The sequence below is a fragment of the Ruegeria sp. HKCCD3925 genome (genome assembly GCF_057221175.1).
Genome location: NZ_JBWVBI010000002.1, coordinates 269,638 through 290,503, shown reverse-complemented (window position 1 = coordinate 290,503; position 20,866 = coordinate 269,638). Strand labels below are relative to the sequence as shown.

Annotated in this window: 14 protein-coding genes; 5 read left to right on the top strand and 9 right to left on the bottom strand. The window is 55.5% G+C overall.

Annotated features, from left to right (window positions below; genetic code table 11):
- Positions 1–185 precede the first annotated feature (185 nt).
- The gene (locus tag AC2TEM_RS06215) at positions 186–1,766 is read left to right on the top strand and encodes an FMN-binding glutamate synthase family protein (RefSeq protein WP_170422815.1); all 1,581 of its coding nucleotides are present in this window, start codon (positions 186–188) and stop codon (positions 1,764–1,766) included.
- A 6-nt stretch (positions 1,767–1,772) separates the two neighbouring features.
- Here the strand turns inward: AC2TEM_RS06215 and AC2TEM_RS06210 are convergent, their stop codons facing one another.
- From AC2TEM_RS06210 to AC2TEM_RS06195, 4 genes are read right to left on the bottom strand one after another with little or no spacing between them, the layout of a single operon-like run.
- Entirely contained in the window at positions 1,773–2,429 is a 657-nt protein-coding gene (locus AC2TEM_RS06210; protein WP_170407827.1) for an ABC-type transport auxiliary lipoprotein family protein, read from the bottom strand.
- Positions 2,426–3,742, bottom strand: coding sequence for an MlaD family protein (locus AC2TEM_RS06205; RefSeq protein ID WP_170422813.1), 1,317 nt, complete (start codon positions 3,740–3,742; stop codon positions 2,426–2,428). Before AC2TEM_RS06205 ends, AC2TEM_RS06210 begins: the two co-directional genes overlap by 4 nt.
- Positions 3,743–3,747: 5 nt before the next feature.
- Positions 3,748–4,563, bottom strand: coding sequence for an ABC transporter ATP-binding protein (locus AC2TEM_RS06200; RefSeq protein WP_170422811.1), 816 nt, complete (start codon positions 4,561–4,563; stop codon positions 3,748–3,750).
- A 1-nt stretch (position 4,564) separates the two neighbouring features.
- Complete coding sequence (locus tag AC2TEM_RS06195; RefSeq protein WP_170422810.1) at positions 4,565–5,689, bottom strand: ABC transporter permease; 1,125 nt, start codon at positions 5,687–5,689, stop codon at positions 4,565–4,567.
- Positions 5,690–6,085: 396 nt separating this feature from the next.
- Between AC2TEM_RS06195 and aspT the strand changes: the two genes are divergently transcribed.
- The 4 genes from aspT to AC2TEM_RS06175 are packed head-to-tail and all read left to right on the top strand — an operon-like array spanning position 6,086 to position 12,065.
- Positions 6,086–7,771, top strand: coding sequence for an aspartate-alanine antiporter (aspT, locus tag AC2TEM_RS06190; RefSeq protein WP_170394528.1), 1,686 nt, complete (start codon positions 6,086–6,088; stop codon positions 7,769–7,771).
- 18 nt (positions 7,772–7,789) lie between these two features.
- A complete protein-coding gene (locus AC2TEM_RS06185) occupies positions 7,790–9,406 on the top strand; it encodes a bifunctional aspartate transaminase/aspartate 4-decarboxylase (RefSeq protein ID WP_170422807.1) in 1,617 nt (538 codons plus the stop codon).
- Between the two features lie 55 nt (positions 9,407–9,461).
- A complete protein-coding gene (locus tag AC2TEM_RS06180) occupies positions 9,462–11,363 on the top strand; it encodes a PAS-domain containing protein (protein WP_480790474.1) in 1,902 nt (633 codons plus the stop codon).
- Entirely contained in the window at positions 11,364–12,065 is a 702-nt protein-coding gene (locus tag AC2TEM_RS06175; protein WP_170394537.1) for a response regulator transcription factor, read from the top strand.
- A gap of 74 nt (positions 12,066–12,139) precedes the next feature.
- Here AC2TEM_RS06175 and AC2TEM_RS06170 read toward each other — a convergent pair whose 3' ends face one another.
- The 5 genes from AC2TEM_RS06170 to AC2TEM_RS06150 all read right to left on the bottom strand — a co-directional run bounded on the left by AC2TEM_RS06170 (position 12,140) and on the right by AC2TEM_RS06150 (position 20,823).
- The gene (locus AC2TEM_RS06170) at positions 12,140–13,450 is read right to left on the bottom strand and encodes an HlyD family type I secretion periplasmic adaptor subunit (protein ID WP_170422803.1); all 1,311 of its coding nucleotides are present in this window, start codon (positions 13,448–13,450) and stop codon (positions 12,140–12,142) included.
- The gene (locus AC2TEM_RS06165; RefSeq protein WP_170422801.1) at positions 13,434–15,566 is read right to left on the bottom strand and encodes a type I secretion system permease/ATPase; all 2,133 of its coding nucleotides are present in this window, start codon (positions 15,564–15,566) and stop codon (positions 13,434–13,436) included. The genes AC2TEM_RS06170 and AC2TEM_RS06165 overlap by 17 nt, the downstream gene beginning before the upstream one ends.
- Positions 15,563–15,718, bottom strand: a complete 156-nt coding sequence (locus AC2TEM_RS06160) for a hypothetical protein (RefSeq protein ID WP_170608973.1) — start codon at positions 15,716–15,718, stop codon at positions 15,563–15,565. Before AC2TEM_RS06160 ends, AC2TEM_RS06165 begins: the two co-directional genes overlap by 4 nt.
- 394 nt (positions 15,719–16,112) lie before the next feature.
- Complete coding sequence (locus AC2TEM_RS06155; RefSeq protein ID WP_480856036.1) at positions 16,113–16,919, bottom strand: SapC family protein; 807 nt, start codon at positions 16,917–16,919, stop codon at positions 16,113–16,115.
- A gap of 64 nt (positions 16,920–16,983) precedes the next feature.
- Positions 16,984–20,823 carry an Ig-like domain-containing protein gene (locus AC2TEM_RS06150; RefSeq protein ID WP_480856035.1) on the bottom strand — a complete coding sequence of 1,280 codons (3,840 nt, stop codon included), beginning with the start codon at positions 20,821–20,823 and terminating at the stop codon, positions 16,984–16,986.
- Positions 20,824–20,866: the final 43 nt, after the last annotated feature.

Below are 20,866 nucleotides of genomic sequence, written 5' to 3'. Positions count from 1 at the left end.
TTTTGCATACAGACTGCTTTTGCTTGGTTCAACCGGCCTCGCTAACCCAACCGTTATCTTTGTTTGATTAGCAAGGGCTTGCGCAAACAGGTCAATTTGTTCCACGTTCTGGATGAAGAGCAGGGTCATGGACCCAATGTCCATTCAAGGTCACGCTGTCACAGCGCTACTCAGGGAGATAGGAAATGATTGTTCGCAGGCTTTACTATTTCCTCAGCTATGTCTGCTTGCCTTTGACTTTGCTTTGGGGTTCTTTCTGGCCACCCGCCCACTGGTTGCTGATCATACTGATCCCCTATGCGGTTGTCGGTCTCTACGACATGCTGACAACCAAGCATAATGTGCTGAACAACTACCCGGTACTGGGTCACTTCCGATATATGTTGGAGTTTGTCAGCCCTGAAATCCGGCAGTATTTCGTTGAAACCAATGAAAGCGGGCGGCCCTATAATCGGATCATCCGCAGTCTGGTCTATTCCCGCGCCAAGGGGCAGGTGGATACTCAGGCGTTTGGCACTCAGTACGATATCATGACGGTAGGTTATCACCGCGCTGATCACTCGTTATCCCCCAAGCACGTCGAAGAGTGCGAAGAACGGGTGATACTGGGCGGCCCTCAGTGCGACAAACCCTACAATGCGTCGCGTCTGAACGTATCAGCAATGAGTTTCGGTGCACTCAGCGCCAACGCAATCCGTGCTTTGAACGGTGGTGCAAAAGATGGGGGTTTTGCGCATAACACGGGCGAAGGCGGGCTGTCCCCCCACCATCTGGCAGAAGGTGGAGACATCATCTGGCAAATCGGAACAGGATATTTTGGATGCCGCACGCCTGAAGGTGGGTTCGATAAGGACCTGTTTGCCGAAAAGGCCAAGATAGATGTCGTCAAGGCGATCGAGATCAAATTGTCGCAAGGGGCGAAGCCGTCTCATGGCGGGGTCCTACCGGCAGCAAAGGTGGATGAAGAAATCGCCGAGATTCGTGGGGTTCCAGTACATCAGGATGTGATTTCCCCACCTATTCATTCGGCCTTTGATGGACCGACTGGATTGATGCATTTCGTTCAGCATCTGCGAGAGATGTCAGGTGGCAAGCCCGTGGGCTTCAAACTGTGCATCGGTCGTCGATCCGAGTTTATGGCGATTTGCAAAGCGATGTTGGAAACTGAGATTCTGCCTGACTTCATCACGGTGGACGGCGCGGAAGGGGGCACTGGCGCTGCCCCGGTCGAGTTCACCAACCGATTGGGGATGCCGCTCAACGAGGCACTGATATTTGTAAACAACTGTCTGCGCGGTATCGGGGTCCGCGACAAGGTGCGGGTGATCTGTTCGGGCAAAGTGGCCACTGGGTTCGATATGGTCGAGAAATTCGCTTTGGGTGCGGATATGTGTAACGCGGCGCGGGCGATGATGTTTGCGGTGGGGTGCATTCAGGCGCTGCATTGCAACACCAACAGGTGCCCTTCGGGGGTGGCAACGCAAGATCCGATCCGTGGGCGGGCGGTGAATGTGCCACAGAAACGACAGCGCGTACATCGGTTTCATGACGCGACACTTGAAAGCTTCCGCGAGATATTAGGGGCTATGGGCAAAGCAAAAGTTTCCGACCTGCGCCCTGCTGACATCCGGCGCCGAAATGCGGATGAACGAGAGCGGTCTTATGCCGAGCTATACAGCTTCCTGGATGACGGCTCTCTGTTGGGCAAGACCATCCCCGAAGAGTTCGCCGCTGACTGGCAAGTCGCCTCAGCGAGCCAGTTCTAGCGACCACTAGCTAGGTCTTGATCGCGGGTTATTGAGCGTATGCGTATGGATTTTGCGGATGCTCCATTCCACGGCATCCCGCATTGTCTTGCCCAAGGCGATATCAAAGGCCTCAACCAGTTCGGGTGTTTTATCGCTGGTCGCCAGCACTGCTTCCTGGAATGAGCTTGAAGCGATGATCTTGTCCTCATACTCATCGATGATCTTGATATTGATGCGCACTTCTACGCGGACCGTCTTCGTATCTTCGGTTTCGCTGATGACGATGCCCTGAAATTCGCGCAGATCAGGCGCGATCACATAGTCCGCTCTCAGGCCTACGGTCGAACGTCCTACCGCCGCGACCTTGCCCGAATTTTCGTAGCTTTCGACCATCAGCGCCTGCACAATTAACGGCGCGCGATCCACCCATCGGGCCCGCGGCAGATACTGTACCTGAAGCAAGGTGGGCTGCACGGCGATCTGATCGGTGTTCACGGCCGCCGTCGCTGTGGGCTCTTCGACAACGATCTGTTTTTGGATTCGCGGCAGCGATGACGAGAACGTGCTTTTGGGTGTCAGCAAATACAAGTCATTGGGCTTAGAAGCCTGCCGCAGCGTGCCCAAGCCCGTGCAGCCCGTCAAAGCGGCCAAAACCAGAGTCAATATTAAGGGCCGTATCATTGACGAAACTCCGATGCTTGGGTGCCTAACAAAAAGCGGGCCGGGTCGCGTTCGACCTTGTCGACCAATCTATCCAGACTGATGACCAGACGCTGTGATTCCTCGATGAACCGGATGAACTGAGGCAACCCAACGCGCAAGAAGTCCGAAACCTGACGGCGGTTGTCCTGAACGATCCCGTCGATGGTTCCCAGCAGATCCGACGCCGATTGGGAGGCGCTGAGAACATCGTCGGAAATCTTGTCAATCTTTTCGGTGATATTCGAGACGGTTTCCGCAACCTGATTAGCCGCCTTACTCACATCTTCAGCGACAGGTGAGATATCCTCGTCCATCACGCGGTTTGCCGAGTCAAACGCCCTCTCTGCTGAATCGAGCGCTCCTTTGGCTAAATCCATAGTCGATGTAACCGACTCAAGGGTGGTGTTTGCATTCAGAACAGTCTCGCTGATTACCTCAAGCGTAACGCTGCCTTCATCTGACAGCCGAGTCAGCCTTTCGGCCAGGATTGACCCGCGTTCGATAAAGGGCCGGATATCTTCCTGAATCACGCTTTCAGCACTGGCAATGGCGTTATTTGCAGTCTCTAGCGTTGTTTTGGCGGATTCTGAGGTCTCTTTGATACTCTTCAGCGTGTCCGTTCCTGTGCTCAACGTCGTCTCGGCCGTGTTCGCCAACGTATCCAGTCTCTTGGTAAATTCTCCAACGTCTTTGGCCGCACCGCCCAAATCGGACGAGAGCGACTGGAAATCCGTCAGAGTTTTATCGAGCTTGCCCGACGCTTCTGCCAGATTGTTCAGGATATCCGACACCGCCTTTCGGTTTTTGTCATCAACAACCGAATTGAGGTTCTCCAACAGGGTGACCGCCTTTTCGAGAACCTCTGGCGCACCCTCAAGCAAGGATTGAATCGAACTGCGCTTGCTTGGGATGACACTGTTCTGGGCCAGCCTTTCTGCGGTTGGAGACCCTCCGGAAAGCTCAACATAAGCAACCCCTGTCACACCCAGAGATTGCAATTGTGCGATGGTTTCTTTGGTAACAGGGATGTCGGCATCAACCTCAAGCCGCACTCGCACCTTTGACGGGTCATCTTTGTCCAAGTCCAAGGAAACCACCTGACCCACGGGCAAGCCGTTGTAATTTACGCCACCTGCAGCCGACAGGCCCGAGACATTGTCGAACAACACATCATAATAGGCGTATTGCCGAGTCACTTCGAATTTGGCGAGCCACAGAAAGAACCCGAAGGCACCAAGGATGCCCGCCAGGGTGAACGCACCGATCAGGATGTAATTCGCTCGGGTCTCCATCGCCTCTACCTGTCCTGCCCCTTCTGTTGTGCCGCACGGGCGCGGGGGCCTGTGAAATATTCCTGAACCCAAGGATGGTCGACCTTGGTCATCTCTTCTATCGGACCTTCAACCAGCACGCGTTTTTCCGCAAGTACCGCGACGCGATCACATATGGCATAAAGGCTGTCCAGATCATGCGTTACCATGAACACGGTCAGCCCCAACGTGTGCTGAAGTTCCCCGATCAGGTCATCATATGCGGCGGCCCCGATCGGGTCCAACCCGGCAGTTGGTTCGTCCAGAAAAACGATTTCCGGGTCCAGCGACAGGGCGCGGGCCAACGCAGCGCGTTTGCGCATTCCACCGGACAGTTCCGAGGGGAACTTGCTGCAACTTAGTTGAGGCAAGCCAACGAGACTGATCTTCAGCCCACCTAGTGCGGCCATCAATTTTTCACTGATACCCGTGTGCTCGCGCAGAGGCGCCATCACGTTCTGCAATACAGTCAGTGAGGAAAACAGCGCACCGTCCTGAAATGCCACGCCCCAGCTTCTTTCGATCCGCTGACGTTCTTCTTCGGGGCCATTAAGAACATCGACGCCAAGAACCTCAATACTTCCCGACTTGGGCTTGTTCAGCCCGACGATCGTACGCAAAAGCACGGACTTCCCAGTGCCCGATCCACCGACAACACCCAGCACTTCACCGCGCCAGACATCGAGGTTGAGGTTGTCGTGGACCACTTGCTCGCCGAACTGGTTGGTTAAATTGCGCACACGAATAACGGCCTCGCGTTTCGCGTCGGATTGGGGCTTGTCCTGAAGCGCGGCTCCATCCATGTCAGATCCCCAACTCTGAGAAGAAGATCGAAAACAGGGCGTCGATGGCGATGACCATAAAGATCGATTGCACGACCGAGGCTGTCGTCCGCTGACCAACGCTTTCGGATGAACCTTTGACCTGCATAGCCTGCCAGCAGGCAATGACACCGATCACCAGTGCAAAGAACGGTGCCTTGATCATCCCGACGGCAAGCTGTGCGACGCCGGTATTTTCCTTCAACCGGGTCAGGAACATGCCGGGGCTGACTCCGAGGTCGATCCAACTCATCAACGCTCCGCCGATCAGGCCAGCCATATCGGCAACAAAGCCAAGAATGGGCAACATGATCAACAGCGCCAGAACACGGGGAATGACCAGAACTTCAATCGGATCCAACCCCAGGGTGCGCATCGCATCAATCTCTTCCTGCACCTTCATCGAGCCAATCGAAGCCGTAAAAGCCGAACCGGAGCGACCAGCGACGATGATCGCTGTCAGCAGGATACCAAGCTCACGCAGGATCGAGATGGAGATCAATTCGACAACAAAGATCTCAGCCCCGAACTGTTTCAACTGCGTCGCGCCCTGAAAGGCCAGAACGACGCCGATCAGGAAACCCATCAAGGACACAATCGGCAGCGCCTTGAAGCCGACTTGCTCCATCTGTGACACCAAGGCAGCACGACGCAGTCGCCATGGCATGATCAGAGTCCGGACCAATCGATGCAGAGTAAGGCCAAGAAAGCCGATGATTGATAATGTGTCCTGCCAGGCGCCAAAAGTTTTTTGCCCAATCCGGGCAACCCAATTCACAAAGCCATGCGGCGGCAGTTCTTCTCCTGTAACCTCGGATATGTTGTGCGATACTGTTTCGATCAATGACGAATGCGCAGGGGCCAACCCTTCGAGCTGGACCTGAGCGCCCTCGCTTCCCATCCGCTGCACCAGATTGGCGACTAGCCAGGCCCCTCCGGTATCCAGCGATTCCACCTGCGACATGTCCACAATGACATCTTGGCCGTTGGGCTTTTGGGCAGCAAAACCCGCTTCGACACGATCCAACGATTGAGTGCGCAGATCTCCGGCAAGGCGGATACAAACGCCGGTTGCGCTGGTCTCGGAAATAATCGTCGGCCGTGTCATAGCGGTATGTGATGGCAAACACCGGGTCGCTGCAATGGATTTGTTCGAACCCCTCAGGATTTTGCACCCGCGCATTGCGGTAGAGCGACAGTGAAGCCCATGGTTCCGGTTCTGGAGCAGGCAGAGCGGGCGAGCCATGCGTTTCGCGTGTTTGCATTGTGGCGCAGGCTCAGTCGGGGTGTTCTGAATGAGGGCGGACAAGCAGAACTATTAATATTCAGATAATTATAGACAAATGTCCTTTGTAAGGTATCGTGAAGCCGAAGTTTTCCTGTTGCGGTTGTGTGTTCGAACAGGCGGCTTGGTCGGGCAGTAAGTGGGCCAATTGGGCGCTTCTTCACCTTGTCTCCGGCTTTTGCCTCAAATGCCTGTCAGGCGCGGATTGAGAGGTGATTGATGGTCGATTGGCTGGTGCATATTCTTCAAAATTACCCTGAACTGGCGGTGTTCCTGTCCATCGGTATCGGCTTTCTCGTTGGTCCTTGGAAACTGATGGGGTTCAGTCTGGGCACGGTCACGGCAACCTTGTTGGCGGCGGTGGTGATCGGACAGGCCCAGATTGAAATCGACTCAGCGGTCAAATCGACTTTCTTCATCTTGTTCATCTTTGCTGTGGGCTACGGTGTCGGACCTCAGTTCATCCGCGGCCTGAAAGCAGACGGCGCTCGCGAGGTGTTCTTTGCGCTCAGCGTACTTGCGCTTTGCCTTGTTATCCCAATCATCGCAGCTAAGGTCGCGGGTCTGGAACTTGGCTATGCTGCGGGGCTTTATGCCGGATCGCAGACGATTTCAGCGGCGATCGGTGTTGCCACCGACCAAATTGGCCAGCTGGGCCTGTCGGCGGAACAGGCCAAAACCTATGCTAACCAGATTCCGATTGCCTATGCGGTGACCTATATTTACGGCACAATCGGGTCGGCCATCATTCTGGCCAAGATCGGCCCGCGTCTGATTGGCGTCGATCTGGTCGCGGCCTGCAAGGAATATGAGGCTAAGCTGGGTGGCACGACGTCGGTTGAAACCGGTGATGGCATCGTCTCGGCATATCGCGCGATCGAGGCGCGGGCCTTTGAGATCCCAGAAGGTAGCGATCTGCTGGGGCAACCGGTCAAAGATCTGATGCCCGGTATCCGCATCTATGCCGAACGCCTGAGACGTGACGGGAAGATCATAGAGGTAGATGATAACACCGTATTGCAGGCCGGAGATGTTGTGATGTTCTCAGGCCGCCGCGCTGATCTGGTGGGTTTGCTTGAGACCAATCTTACAGAAGCTGACGCGCCTGATCTGCTGAGCATACCGTCGGAAAAACTGGATGTGCTGATCACCAGCAAAGAGGTTCATAACAAGACGCTTGAAGAGCTAAGCAAACTGTCGATCGCGCGGGGCATTTATGTCTCGAAACTGATGCGAAACATGCAGGATTTGCCGCTGCTACCCGGGACAGTCGTGCATCGTGGTGACATCGTCACAATTCAGGGCAGCAAGCGGCATGTCGAGGCCGCAGTTGCCCAGATTGGCTATGCCGACCGCCCGGTAGACACCACGGATCTGGCCTTTGTAGGCTGGGGGATTTTCATCGGCGGCATCATTGGAACATTGTCAGTCATGATGGGTGGTTTCCCGATCAGCCTTTCCACTACCGGAGGCGCGCTGCTGGCTGGGCTGGTGCTGGGTTGGCTGCGTACGGTGCACCCGACCTTTGGGCGCATCCCGGGGCCGGCACTGTGGTTGATGAACACGCTGGGCCTGAACGTCTTTATCGCGGTGATAGGGATCACCGCAGGGCCGGGATTTGTCGCGGGACTGCAACAGGCCGGTATTGCGCTGCTGCTATGGGGAATCGTCGCGACTTCGCTACCAATGATCTTTGCAGTTTACGTCGGGCATTACGTATTCAAGTTCCACCCGGCTATTCTGTTTGGTGCCTGCGCAGGCGCACGCACCACCACTGCCGCGTTGGGTATGATCCAGGAAGCCGCGCAAAGTCGCATCCCGGCGCTTGGCTACGGAATGCCGTATGCGATCGGAAATACACTATTGACCATCTTCGGGATGGTCGTTGTTTTGATCCTAAGCTGATTTGGAGAGGTTCACGTTATGGATAGAGTAGCGCTGCACGATTACGAAGCACTCAGCCCGTTTCAGATCAAGGATGAGCTGATCAAACTGGCCTCGGCCGAGGCGCGTAAGGCCAATAGTGCTTTCCTGAACGCGGGGCGCGGCAATCCTAACTGGGTTGCCACCCGTCCGCGTGAGGCGTTCTTTGCCCTTGGTCAATTTGCCATAACTGAATCCAAACGTGTGATGGACCACCCCGCTGGTTTAGGCGGAATGCCGGCGCAGAAAGGTTGCCATGGACGGCTGCAGAGCTGGGCGTCTGATCATTCCGACACGCCGGGCGTCGATACGCTGCTTGAGGTCGTGGCGCATGCCATATCCGCATTTGATTTCGATGCGGACGAGTTTGTGCATGAACTGACGGATTCGATCATCGGTGATAACTATCCGGTGCCTGACCGCATCCTGAAACACAATGCCACCATTGCCCATGAATACCTGATGTGGTCCATGTGCCGAGGTCACCGGCCTGACGCTCAGTTCGATCTGTTCGCAGTCGAAGGCGGCACGGCGGCGATGTGCTACATCTTCAAGACGCTCAAAGCCAACCGATTGCTGAACCCGGGTGACACGATAGCTCTGTGCACTCCGATCTTCACGCCTTACTTGGAAATGCCTGAGTTGGAGGATTACAGCCTTGAATCCGTGCATGTGGAAACCGATGAAGAGGATGGTTTTCAACTGACCGACCAAGCTGTGGAAAAGTTGAAAGATCCCAAGGTAAAAGCGTTCTTCCTAGTCAATCCCGGCAATCCGTCTTCGGTCGCGCTCAGTACCGCGTCACTTCGCAAACTAGCGGATCTGGTTGAAAATCACCGGCCTGATCTGATCGTGCTAACGGATGATGTCTACGGCACCTTTGTGCACGATTTTACCTCGGTCATGGGCCATCTGCCGCGCAACACAATCGGTGTGTATTCCTACTCGAAGTATTTTGGCTGCACCGGCTGGCGTCTCGGCGTGATTGCCGTGGCGCAAGATAACATCTTCGATCTCAAGCTGGCGGATCATCCGGATGAGATCAAACAGTCCCTGGACAAGCGCTACGGCACGCTCAGCCTGACGCCGCGTGACATTCGCTTTATCGACCGGCTTGTGGCCGATAGCCGCGATGTGGCTTTGAACCACACGGCGGGCCTGTCGCTGCCGCAGCAGGTGATGATGACACTGTTTTCACTCAGTGAGTTGGTCGACAGCAAGAAAATCTATCAGACCGCCTGTATGGAGTTGGTTCATCGCCGTTTCAAACTGCTGACCGAAGCGATGGGCATCGAGGTGCAGGCAGGTGAGCATTACGACGCCTATTACGGCATCATCGATTTCGAATACTGGTTGCGAAAATATGTCGGTGAAGATGTCGTGGCTTGGATCAAGCAGAATGTTCATCCATTGGATATCGCGTTCAAGCTGGCCGAAGACTATGGCATCGTTTTGCTGAACGGCAGCGGATTTGATGCGCCCGGATGGTCGGCCCGTGTGTCCTTTGCCAACCTGCCGGACGAGGCTTATTCGCAGATTGGTACAGCCGTTCGATCAGTGGCACGCGGCTATGTTCAAGCCTACCGTGCCGCGAACAATTTGCCGCTGCACGGATAGATAAATCTCCCTACACCTGCGCCTGAACTGGTGATACCCATGGGCGCAGGGGAGGATGAATTTGGACATTTCCGAACAGCGCATCAAGGCGATGACTACGGCTGGCCTGAACCTGATCGGTCAGGCGCTGTCAATTTATGACAGCCAATTGCGTCTCGTGGTCAGCAACCTGCGGTTTCAGGAAATGTTCGACCTGCCAAACGAACTTGTCGAGCCGGGGGCTCTGTTTCGCGACACTATATATTTTCTCGCTAGCCGCGGGGAATACGGTTCGGTCGGCGATGTTGACGAGATGGTCGAGCTACGCGTTTCACAGGCCCTCGCGTTCGAGCCGCATTATATGGAGCGCACCCGGCCCAATGGTCAGGTGATCTCGGTCGAAGGTGCACCTTTGCCCAATGGGGGTTGGGTGGCCGTCTATACCGACATAACTCGCACGAAGCAGGTGGAAGATTTGCTGCGCGCCCGTTCAGAAGAACTGTCTGACCAACTTCTGAGCCATGCCGAAGAGCTTTCTGCAACCAACCGCAAACTGGCCGCGACCATCACCGCGCTGGAAGAAGCCAAGCGTCAACTGACCGAGATCGAGGCCCGCACGCGGATGACGACCGAGATGATGCCGGCTCATATCGCGCATCTGGATGCCGATGGACGATACGATTACTCAAACCGCCGCCTCAGTTCGGTCATGCCCGGCCGTCCGTCTGACATTCTGGGCCTTCATATATCAAAGGCTTTGGGGTCATCTGCCTATGACCGGGTAAAGCCACATCTGGAACAGGCCTATGGAGGCCAACCTTCGGTTTTCGAGTTTACCGAAGATCAGGATTCACGCCGCATTCGGGTATCATTCACCCCGGATAAAGCGGGTGGTGTTTATGTCATGTCGGTGGATATCACCGAAGAAACTCAAGCCCGTGTCGCCCTTCAGCAAACGCGGCGCAGAGCCATGGCGGCGCAGATGACAAGCGGGCTTGCCCATGACTTTTCTAATTTGCTGACCATCATTCTGGGCATGCAGGCGCGATTAGAGAGGATGAATCTGCCCGAGGAAGCCGATCAGCTAGTCACGGCTACGCAACAAACTGCCCGACGCGGGGGGCAATTGCTGAATCGCATCGCAGACATGACCGGCAATCGCACGCCTCAACCTCAGGCGACGGATATGCGCGGTTTACTTGAGGATTTGCGAATCCTTGCCACCCCGTCCTTGCCGCGGGGCATGGGGTTGTCGGTGGTCAATACTCTACCCGACAAGGCGCTGATGCTAGATCCCGGCATGGTTCAGGATGCACTGCTGAACCTGGTTCTGAATGCGCGGGATGCTTGCGGCACATCGGGCCAGATCACGATCACTGCGCATGCAATCGGGACAATATGGGTTGAGATCACGGTGTCGGACACTGGCCCGGGGTTTACCGGGGAAGCATTAAAGAAGGCGTTAAACCCATTCTTTTCCACCAAAGGCAGCGATGGCTCGGGGTTGGGACTTCCAATGGTCTACGACACGGTAAAGCTGGCGGGCGGTGACCTTAATTTGCGCAACACGCCTTCTGGTGCTTCGGTCGTGATACGTTTGCCCTACCGTCCTGCCCCGTCCGCGCAAGCGGGTCTCGTATTGTTGGTTGAAGACAGCGATGACCTGCGCAGTCAGTTCCGGGATATGCTGGTCGATTTGGGGTGTTCGGTGATCGAGGCAAGCTCGGTCGATGAAGCTTTGACCTTGACGTCGGAAATCGGTGATATCGCGCTGGTTCTATCAGATATTAAGCTGGAGGGCGAAGGCACTGGGATCGACATTGTCGACCGCCTGAATGGTGCGTTGCCCTGTATACTGATGACGTCGCTGCCGCTAAATGACCCGCTACATCATCAGGCATTGACCCGTGCACCTGTCCTAAGCAAACCATTCACATCGTCGCAATTGTCGGCGTTGATCCGAACCGAGGCCGCCTGAATGACACAACCTTTGGTGACCATTCTCGATGACGAACCTGAAATCCGCCGTATCCTAACGGAAGCGCTGGAAGATGCCGGGTTTCAAACTCAAAGCTTTTCACGTGCCCGTGAATTTGAAGCTTCGCTGAAAAGGGTCACTCCAGATCTGTGTTTGGTGGATTTATCATTGCCGGATACTGATGGACTTGCACTTGTGCACAAACTTGCGCTTGAGCAAGGTGCTGCCGTCATCATCATATCAGGCCGCGCTCAGGTGCAGGACCGGGTAACGGGATTGGAGCTTGGCGCAGATGATTACATCACCAAACCATTTGATCCAGCCGAAGTAATTGCTCGGGTCCGCGCTCGGCTACGCTCTACTGGACCAGCAACGCCGAATTCAGACATAGCCGAATTCAATGGTTGGACCGCACAGTTTGATCGATATGTCTTGATCAATGCCGATGGCGTCGAGACACCTTTCAGTCATGCCGAAGGTGAGGTTCTGCGATTGTTTCTTGAAAGTCCCAAACGCCTGATCAGTCGCGCGCGCATGCAGGACATGTTGGGTGGCGGGGCAGGTGACAGCTTTGACCGCGCTATGGATGTTCGGATTTCCCGCTTGCGAACGAAGCTGGGCGAAGATCCCAAAAACCCGCGCCTTATTAAAACGATATATGGTGCGGGATATATCTTTCTTGGTGACGTGACCTGGTCTTAGTCGTCGGTCCCCCCGGACGCCTAAGATGTCTATCGGCTGGCGCTTTGCTATCTGCTGCCCATCTGTCGGTCTCTTCAATCGCGCAGCGCCTCGTCTTTTATCTTCAGAACAGGTTGGATCAGATAATCCAGAACTGACTTTCGGCCTGACAGAATATCGACCTGAGCGATCATTCCTGGGATGATTTCAACCGCTGTACCACCCGCATCCAACATCGTGTCTGACGTCTGAATTTCGACGACGAAAACCTCTTCTTCACTTCGTTCCGAGCGAGTGATGGTGTCGGCACCGATTCGAACGATCTCGCCATCCAGACTGCCGTACCGCGAAAAATCGTAGGCCGTGATCTTGATTTTGACCTTTTGCTCTGGGTGCAGGAAGGCGATGTCTTTGGGTCGAACATAGGCTTCCACTAACAATCGGTCGTCCAACGGAACAATCTCAATCAGTTCCTCACCGCTTCGGGCCATCCCGCCGATCGTCGTCCGGTGAATCCGGTTTACGACACCCCGTACGGGGGCCCGGACCAGCGCGCGAGACGCACGGTCACGCAAAGAGGGCAGGGCAGGTTGCAAGGCGGCAAGCTCTGCCGAAACCAAAGCCAGATCAGTTAGTGCGGCACTGCGAAACCGACTGCGCGTCGCGCGGACCTTGTCATCCACTTCATCCAGCCCGGCTTTCAACCGGTTGATCATCGCCTCTGCTCTGACCTTGCGGCCTTTCCATTCCGCCTCGCTACGGCGCAGGGTCAAAAGGGTTGTTGCCGGTTCCATCTTCTGTTCGACCAATGGCACCATCATAGCGCGCTCATCGGCCAACACATTCAGGGTCTCGGTTGACGTGACCTGGTCAACCAATCCCTCTTCGTACTCGCGTTGCCGCTGTTCGCGCTGTCGAGAGAGAATTGCAATCTCAGCTTCAAGTTCTGCTTGCCGACCGTGGTACAGCGCAGTCTCCGACCGCACGACATCTGGCGCGCCAGTCAGAAGATCGTCGTCGAACTCAAGCTCAGCCCCATCGATTTCGGCACGTAGTCGTTGTACGCGGGCCATCAAACCAAAGGCACGCTGTTGCTCTTGGCTCAACTCTCGTTCGATCTGAGTAGTATTCAGCTCCATCAGCAATGTACCAGCCTCAACCACCAGACCCTCGCGCACGTGAACGGACCGCAAAACACCGGGTTCGGTCGCTTCGATCACCTGAATATCGCCGGATGGCACGATACGCCCATCTGCCCTCACGACATCGTCGAGTTCAGTTAAATGAGCCCAGGCGACGGCGCTTATCAAACAACTGAGTATCAGGAGCAGCAGCAATGATCCCCGCAGCGGTGACCCTCCACGCATTTCACGGGCGAGGCTTTCCAGATCAGGATGCCGCGACATTCAGATGCCTCCCGGGTTTGCGAACTGTCTGCGTCAGGATGTTTTTGGGTCCATCCATCGCAATTTTGCCATCCTCAATCACTATGACCCGATCAACCAGTTCCAGCAGGCTGGTTCGGTGCGTCACAATGATCATCGTGGTATCTGGCGTGGTCTTTTTAAGGCGGCGTATAATTTCGGATTCGGATTTGACGTCCATCGCGCTCGTAGGCTCATCCAGCAGCAGGACAGGAGGATGCCCGATAAGCGCCCGGGCCAATGCAATCGCCTGCCTTTGACCACCTGACAATCCTTCTCCTCGTTCGGCTACAGGCTGATCATAGCCCCGTGGGTGCCGCGCGATAAAATCTTCGACACCTGCAATGCGCCCTGCACGGATCAGTTCATCATCACGCGGTCGCACCGACCCGCTGGCAATGTTTTCCCGGACGGTACCGGAAAACAGCCAGATGTCTTGCAAGACTGAACCAATATTTCGCCGCAAGTCGCCGGGATCAATCTGGCGAATGTCCAGCCCGTCCAACATCACCGAGCCCACGCGCGGTTGGTAGAGGCCCAACAGCAGTCGCGCAATCGTACTCTTGCCCGACCCAATCTGGCCCAGGACAGCGACTTTTTCACCGGGTTCGATTGTAAATGAAACACCTTTCATCGCGTCTTCCGTTTGATCAGGATATGCGAAATGAACATTGTTAAACGTTATCCGCCCGGAAAACTCGGATCTGCTGATCCAAGATTTGCCTTCAGGCCGCTCGTTGCTCGCCTGCATTAACGTGTCCAGATTGCGGTAGGCACTGCGTGCCTGATTGACACGTGTCAGGGTTTGCGCCAATTGTCCCAGCGGTGCCAGGGCACGGCCGGTCAGCATCACCGACGCAACAAGTGCCCCCATGCTCGTCTGGCCATCCGTGATCAGAAATACACCATAAAAGACGATAAGAACTTGCGCGGCCTGCTGAGTAAATCCAGTTAGGTTCAGGGCAAATTGAGTAACGGCCCTGCTGCGTGATCCGTAGTTTGACTGGCGTGCAATTGCACCTTCCCACCGCATTCGCATCTGCCGACTGGCGGCGGTTGTCTTGATGGTTTCCAAGCCTGATACAGCCTCAACCAGAACAGATTGCTTGGATTGTCCGTCTGCAAAACTTTGTTCAGCAAGACGCGACAGGATCGGTTGAACAGCCAGTCCGCTGAGAAGAACGACTGGTACAGCGAGTGCCGGAACAAGCGCCAGCGGGCCGCCCACCATATAGATCGCGAATATGAATACCGCGATGAATGGCAAGTCTACGACAGCGACGAGTGTGGCAGAAGTAAAGAATTCACGCAAAGTTTCGAATTCGCGGATGGTACTGGCCATTGCACCCGTTGAGCCCGTTCGGGACGACATGCGAATATTCAGCACCTGGTCAAATACTCGCCGTCCCATGGACATGTCAGCATTCTGGCCGGCGCGATCTATGAACCCCGCGCGAAGGAGCTTCAGCGCGAAGTCAAAAAGAAGCGCCAGCCCCACGCCAAGCGTCAAAGCAATCAGCGACTCGGTCGCCTCGTTGGGCAAGACCCGGTCGTAGACGATCATGATAAAGACTGAGGTCGTAAGTCCCAGAACGTTTGCCATCGCCGCAGCCAGCGCCACCTGAACGTAAGACCAGCGGTTTGCGGAAAGGGCCGACCAGAACCAATGACCCCGCTGATCCGCTTGATCTGCGTTAACCTCGTCGCGGTGCAAGGGTCGAAACAACAATGCATAGCCCGTGTAGACTTCGCCCACGCCGCTTTCAGGAACCTCTCCGATACCGTCATCCAAAGCGGGGTCGTAAAGCAATAGATCGCCATTGCGCGTGCGCCCGTGGTACACAACGGCGCGATCGCCTTCCAACAACAGGATCGCAGGTGCCAGCGATGCATCAAATGCCGACAGCTTTCGCGCACCAAACCCGACCTGCAGGCCTGCTCGTTGTGCCGCGTGCATCGCATCGCGCACGGTCAACTGACCTGTATCACCAGATTGGCAGGCGTTCAGTGCTGCCACTGTCAACGGTCGCTCAAGTGTCGCCGCGACATTCAACAAGCAAGCTTCCAGTTCGGTCAGAGTTGCACGATCAACATTCATAGCGACTTATCCAGCGCGTCCATCGTGAACCCCGGAAAATCCAGAATGTGCTCGGTTCGGATCGATGAGGTGTAATTGGCCAAAGCGAAGTTCTGTTCTGCCAGAATCAGCCGTTCCTGTAGCTGCATGTCGTTGCGTTTCGTACCCGACACTCGGGATCTCGCAGTCAATACATCCATTCTAGGTTCATGACCTTCCGATACCCGCCAGTAAGGGGGCGCTTCACTACTATTGGAGTTTGTCTGAACGGGCCGCGCTATCAACCCCAATAAGGCCTGAGCCAAGAATGCACCGCCAGCGGCATTCTGGTAAGCTTGGATTGTCCTTGTTTTGGACCCACTTCGTGCCACAATCGAACTGCTCTGAACAGCCTGTCGCACTTGTTGGTCATAAGCGTTCTTTGAAAGTTGTTTTGATCGTGCTGTTGCGCTTGCTCCGGTCGTTCCTCGCGTTAAAGATGTCTCGACATCGGCTAAGTTGGGCGTTGAGGTGCAGGCTGAAACTGACAGTAACCCCGCTGTTATGCCAAGGATTCCAAGCCCGAACTTAACCCATTTCATGGATCGCGCCCTCCTTGCATTGTCCGTGCCGAACCTCTTCAGCAAGTGCAGTCATGAATCCGCCAAAGGTGTCGTTTTGTTCTGAACTCCTCGTGCCTGATTGGCTCTGCGCACTGGACAGCCACACGCAATGCGACAGGGATACTTGATGAGCGTGAATCAACTGTAGCGCGTCGCTAGAAAGTAGGGCCAATTTATTAGACTCGGGCAATTGTTCCAGCAGAATTGGATCAACGCCCCAGTAACCCTCGGTCAAAGTGATGCCATTCTGTTCGCCCAGTGGTACAAGCAGACCCATTTCAGCGATCAAAGAGCAGACTTGGTCCGTTTTGTTTGCCGAGGCCAGGCGATTTTGCAGAAAGCGGCGCACACGGCAGAGATCCTGCGTCAAAAGTCCGTCCACTGTAAAAAATGGTTTGTCTTTAGGGTCATGTGTAACCAACCCTGAATCCTCGTCGACAAACAGACGTGACCGAGAGTCGCCCTTTTTCATAGCTTCTGCCTGGAACGGAAAGCAACGCAGCGCTGAGGGCACATAAGGCGCAAGCCAGCGACCGTTTTGGTCGACGAAGGGCGGTGCCATTTCCGGGATGACTGAGAATAGTGCGACGGGAGAAAAACCTGTTTGGTTTGACAGGAACACAATCGGAAAAGATGTGGCAATTTGCGGAACTTCTGAGATGACGATGGGACAGGCGTCCATCTCTGCAACAAATTGGTATGATGTGAACCGGCGCCAGAATCGATTCCTGTGCCGTACAAGGCTGACTGGGAAAAGGCCGTTCTCTGCCATGTGATCCTCTTGTTCTGAAGAGGCGAGGCTACATTTGTGCATCGCCCCAAGCTACGAGCGCCGTTTAGGCTGAAGCGCCAGTTGGGTCAGTGATCAGGATGTTGTCGTCGGACAAACTGCTCAGATCGGAAAGGCCATCGAACTGTGCAAGCGCTTCGACCGACGCCGAATCTGGGCCAGAGTAGTCAACCTTGACCAGAATGCTGTCAGTGCCATCCGTTGCCAGCAGATACATCTCATCACCTGATTGAGTACCATTCAGGTTTTCGGCTGCGCTAGTGATTGTATCCAGATCAAGGTCCGAAAGCGTGGTCTCCAGCCCGATGAAACCGGTGTTGGCACCAATTGTGCCGCCGGCCACCAAGGTCTCCACACCGGTCCCGTCGCCGCGAAGCGATGTGGTATTCAACCCCTGGAACATCAAGGCGTCAGAAACGCTGGCTGCTGGGCCCAGTGTGAAACCATTGATCGTATCAATGCCATTTGAAGATGGGTCAGCTTCGAAAACGATGACGTCTCGACCCGCCCCGGACACATCTATGGTGTCGTCGCCCTGGTTGCCGCGGATGACATCATCAACATCCGAGCCCGTAATGGTATCATTCCCACTGGTGCCGAGATGGAGCTGTGATGGCCCTCCGTCTGGAGTGGTCAACGTCAAAACGATGGGTTGGCTCGCGTCCTGAACTGTCATGGCAAATGTCACCACAGGCTGCGATAAGTCCCCATAGCTCGTGGCCGCGCCCGCGAAACTGATTGCGGAACCTCCATTCGGGTTAGCCAGAAAGAGATTGAAGTCAGGGTTTTCTGTCTCGGAGCCGCTATCGTAGGTCGCCACCGAAGGATCGAACCCCAGCTCGGCGGTAAAGGCCAGACCGCTTGAGATATCGCGATCGGAATCTGCGTAGACCTCGAACGTCACTGTCGTTCCACTGCGATCGGCTTCAACGATGGTGTAGGCCGCCGGAACATGAGCAATCGCGTGTTCGGACACCGGATCAGGATCGGGGCCGCCTGCGACTGTCGCCTGTGCCGCGAAATCGAGGGCGTCTCCCGCTTCAATCGAGGCAAAGCTTGCGGCAGGCGCGGACAGGGTCCAGCTCCCATCGGCCGCAACCGTCGCCGAACCAAGCGAGACCGAGTTAAGTGTAACATTGACCGCTTGTCCGGCTGACAGGCCTGCGGAACTGCCTGATACGGTCATTCCAGTGTTTTGTGCATCGCTCAGCGACACGGCACTATTGGCACCAAGATCATCGATGTAGAGGATAGGTTTGAAATCCGTGGCCAACATGATTGTCGCATCGTTTGCCGGGTTTCCTGCGGTGTCTTGAACCGATGCCGTGACCGCAAAATTGCCTCCATCGGCCAAACTGGCCAAATCCGCCGAAGGAATGCTTGTGCTCCACAAGCCACCGGAAACCACCGCACTGTAGGTCTGGTTATTAAGGCTAATCGTTACAATCTGCCCGTCCTCGGCATTTGTTGTCCCCGACACATTGAGGTCTGTTCCCTGTTCAACGATATCCAGAACCGATCCAACCGAAAGCGGGTTCAATGCAATTGTTGGTGCGCTGAGGTCGGTGCTGAAACTGGTCGTCGCAGCATTCGTGTTGCCAGCCGCATCCGTGATTGAGGCGTTCACGTCATACGTTTGCCCGTCCTGCAGGCTGCTCAAATCGGCAGCAGCCGCTGTGAATGTCCAGATGCCACCATTTACAGTGGCGGTTCCGCCGGTCAGAACCGCACCTCCGGATTGGATGATCTGTACCGAAACTTGCGTACCATTGGCCGCATCAGAAGTTCCCGAGACCACCAGATCCGTTGCTTGTTCGGTCAGGTTGACTACTGCTCCATCTGACAGTGATGATATGGCGAGCGACGGGGCGGAGAAGTCCGTGTCGAAGCTGTTGGTCGCCTGTATCGCCGGATTGCCGGCGGCATCCGATACATCCGCTATCACGCTGATCGTAGCTCCATCGGGTAGCGCCGCCAAATCCGCCGAGGGGACACTCACCGACCACCCCCCGGTTGAGGCCTGTCCAGTGTAGGATTGGCCGTTCAGATTTACGGTGATTGTCTGACCATCTTCGGCGGATGTAGTGCCCGTAATGGTCAAGTCCGTACCACGTTCCGCAGCATTCAAAACCGCTCCGCCCGAAAAACTGTCGATACTCAGAGTTGGGGCGGTGACATCTTTGGATAAGTTGACGCTGACTTGCGGGGCGACAAGGCCGTCGGCGTCCGTCACGTCGCCCGTGATATTGAAGTCTCCACCATCGGCAAGCGCTATGAGATCGGCGCTGGGGATTGTCACACTCCAACTGCCGCCCGAGACCGAGTCGGTATAAGTCTGCCCATCAAGGGTTACTGTTACCTGCTGCCCGTCGGTTACGTTCCCTGTTGTCCCGCTTACGACCAGGTCAGATCCGGTTTCGACCGCATTCAGGATAGCCCCGACCGACAAGGGAGTGATTGCAATTGATGGGCCCGTGAGATCGACCGGAACGGATACCGATATCGGTGTTGCCGAATTGCCTGCTGTGTCGCTGACGGCAACTGAAACGGATGCGGGCACACCGGTTGCCAAACCAGACAAATCGGCATTCGGGATCGTCACTGACCAACTGCCGCCCGATACAGAACCCGTGTAATCCTGACCGTCGAAAGATACATTGACCACCTGGCCGTTTTCAGCTGTGGTCGTGCCCGACAAGACAAGATCCCCAACGACATCGGCCAGATCTATTGAACCGCCACCCACTGGGTTTAGTGTCAGATCAGGCGCGGTCAGATCAGTGTCAAAACTTCCATTGGCCTGAGCTGCTGGGTTCCCAGCGCGATCCGATACATCAGCCGTCACCGTGACGCTTGACCCGTCTGGCAGCGTGGTAAGATCTGAAGCGGGCACCGAAACGCTCCAGCCGCCGCCCGAAACGGTGCCACTATAGGATTGCCCACCAATCGCTACCATTACGGTCTGCCCATTCTCGGCATCCGTTGTGCCAGAGATTTCGAGATTTGTACCTTGTTCTGCAGCATTCATTACCGCACCCGCCGAGAATGTATCGATGGTCAGGACCGGCGGAATGGTATCAACGTCGAACCTTGCGGTTTCAGCCGATAGCTCCATCCCGCTACCATCCAGATGGCGCACGGAAACATCCGAGATCCCCTGAGGCAGGGCCGCTGCCTCGGCCTGCGTCAGTGAAACGCTCCAGCTTCCGTCGCCTGCAGGAGTGACTGATTTTGTCACCGATCCGATGGTAACTTCGACAGTCGTTGTTCCATCCGGCGCTGTTGTTTGGCTGCTGAGATTGCTCAATACGTTTGATTGCAGCTCAGCCAGGTTCAGGCTGGGCGGTCGAGGAGGTGAGGGGGTAACGGTGGGTTCGGCATCAGTTTCATCGTCGCTGTCTCCACCGCCGCCGCCTCCGCCTCCGCCACCGGCAGCTGCAGCACCGGCTAATCCCAGCCCGCCCAAGGCCAGCCCGGCACCGCTTACGCCACCTGCGGCCTCTGCGGCTAGACCTAATTGTGCAATTTCGCCGACGACTTCATCTGCAACCATTATGGTGCCGTTTTCCAGAATCTGTACGTTCTCGGCAGAGACAACAATCGTCCGCCCATCTGTCAGTTTCAGCTGCACGTCGCCATTCGAAAGCAGCTTTGCCACCCGAACGCCCGGAATTGACTCAGCAAACTGATGAGACGCAAGCTGTTCATCGGTGGCCTGCGCAAGAGCTGGTAATGCTAATAGTGTCGAGCCAAGGCCGCCAGCAACCCCGCGTCCTACCCATCGCTGAAGTTTTTTGTCGAACCATTTGCGGATATGGCGCGTACGTTGCGCATCGGGCCCGGCGTCCGTGGTCGATTTATTGGTCGAAACGGTATCTTTGGTCATTTTGCCCTCTCATTAGATGGACGCTGGTCGTTGCGTGATATGC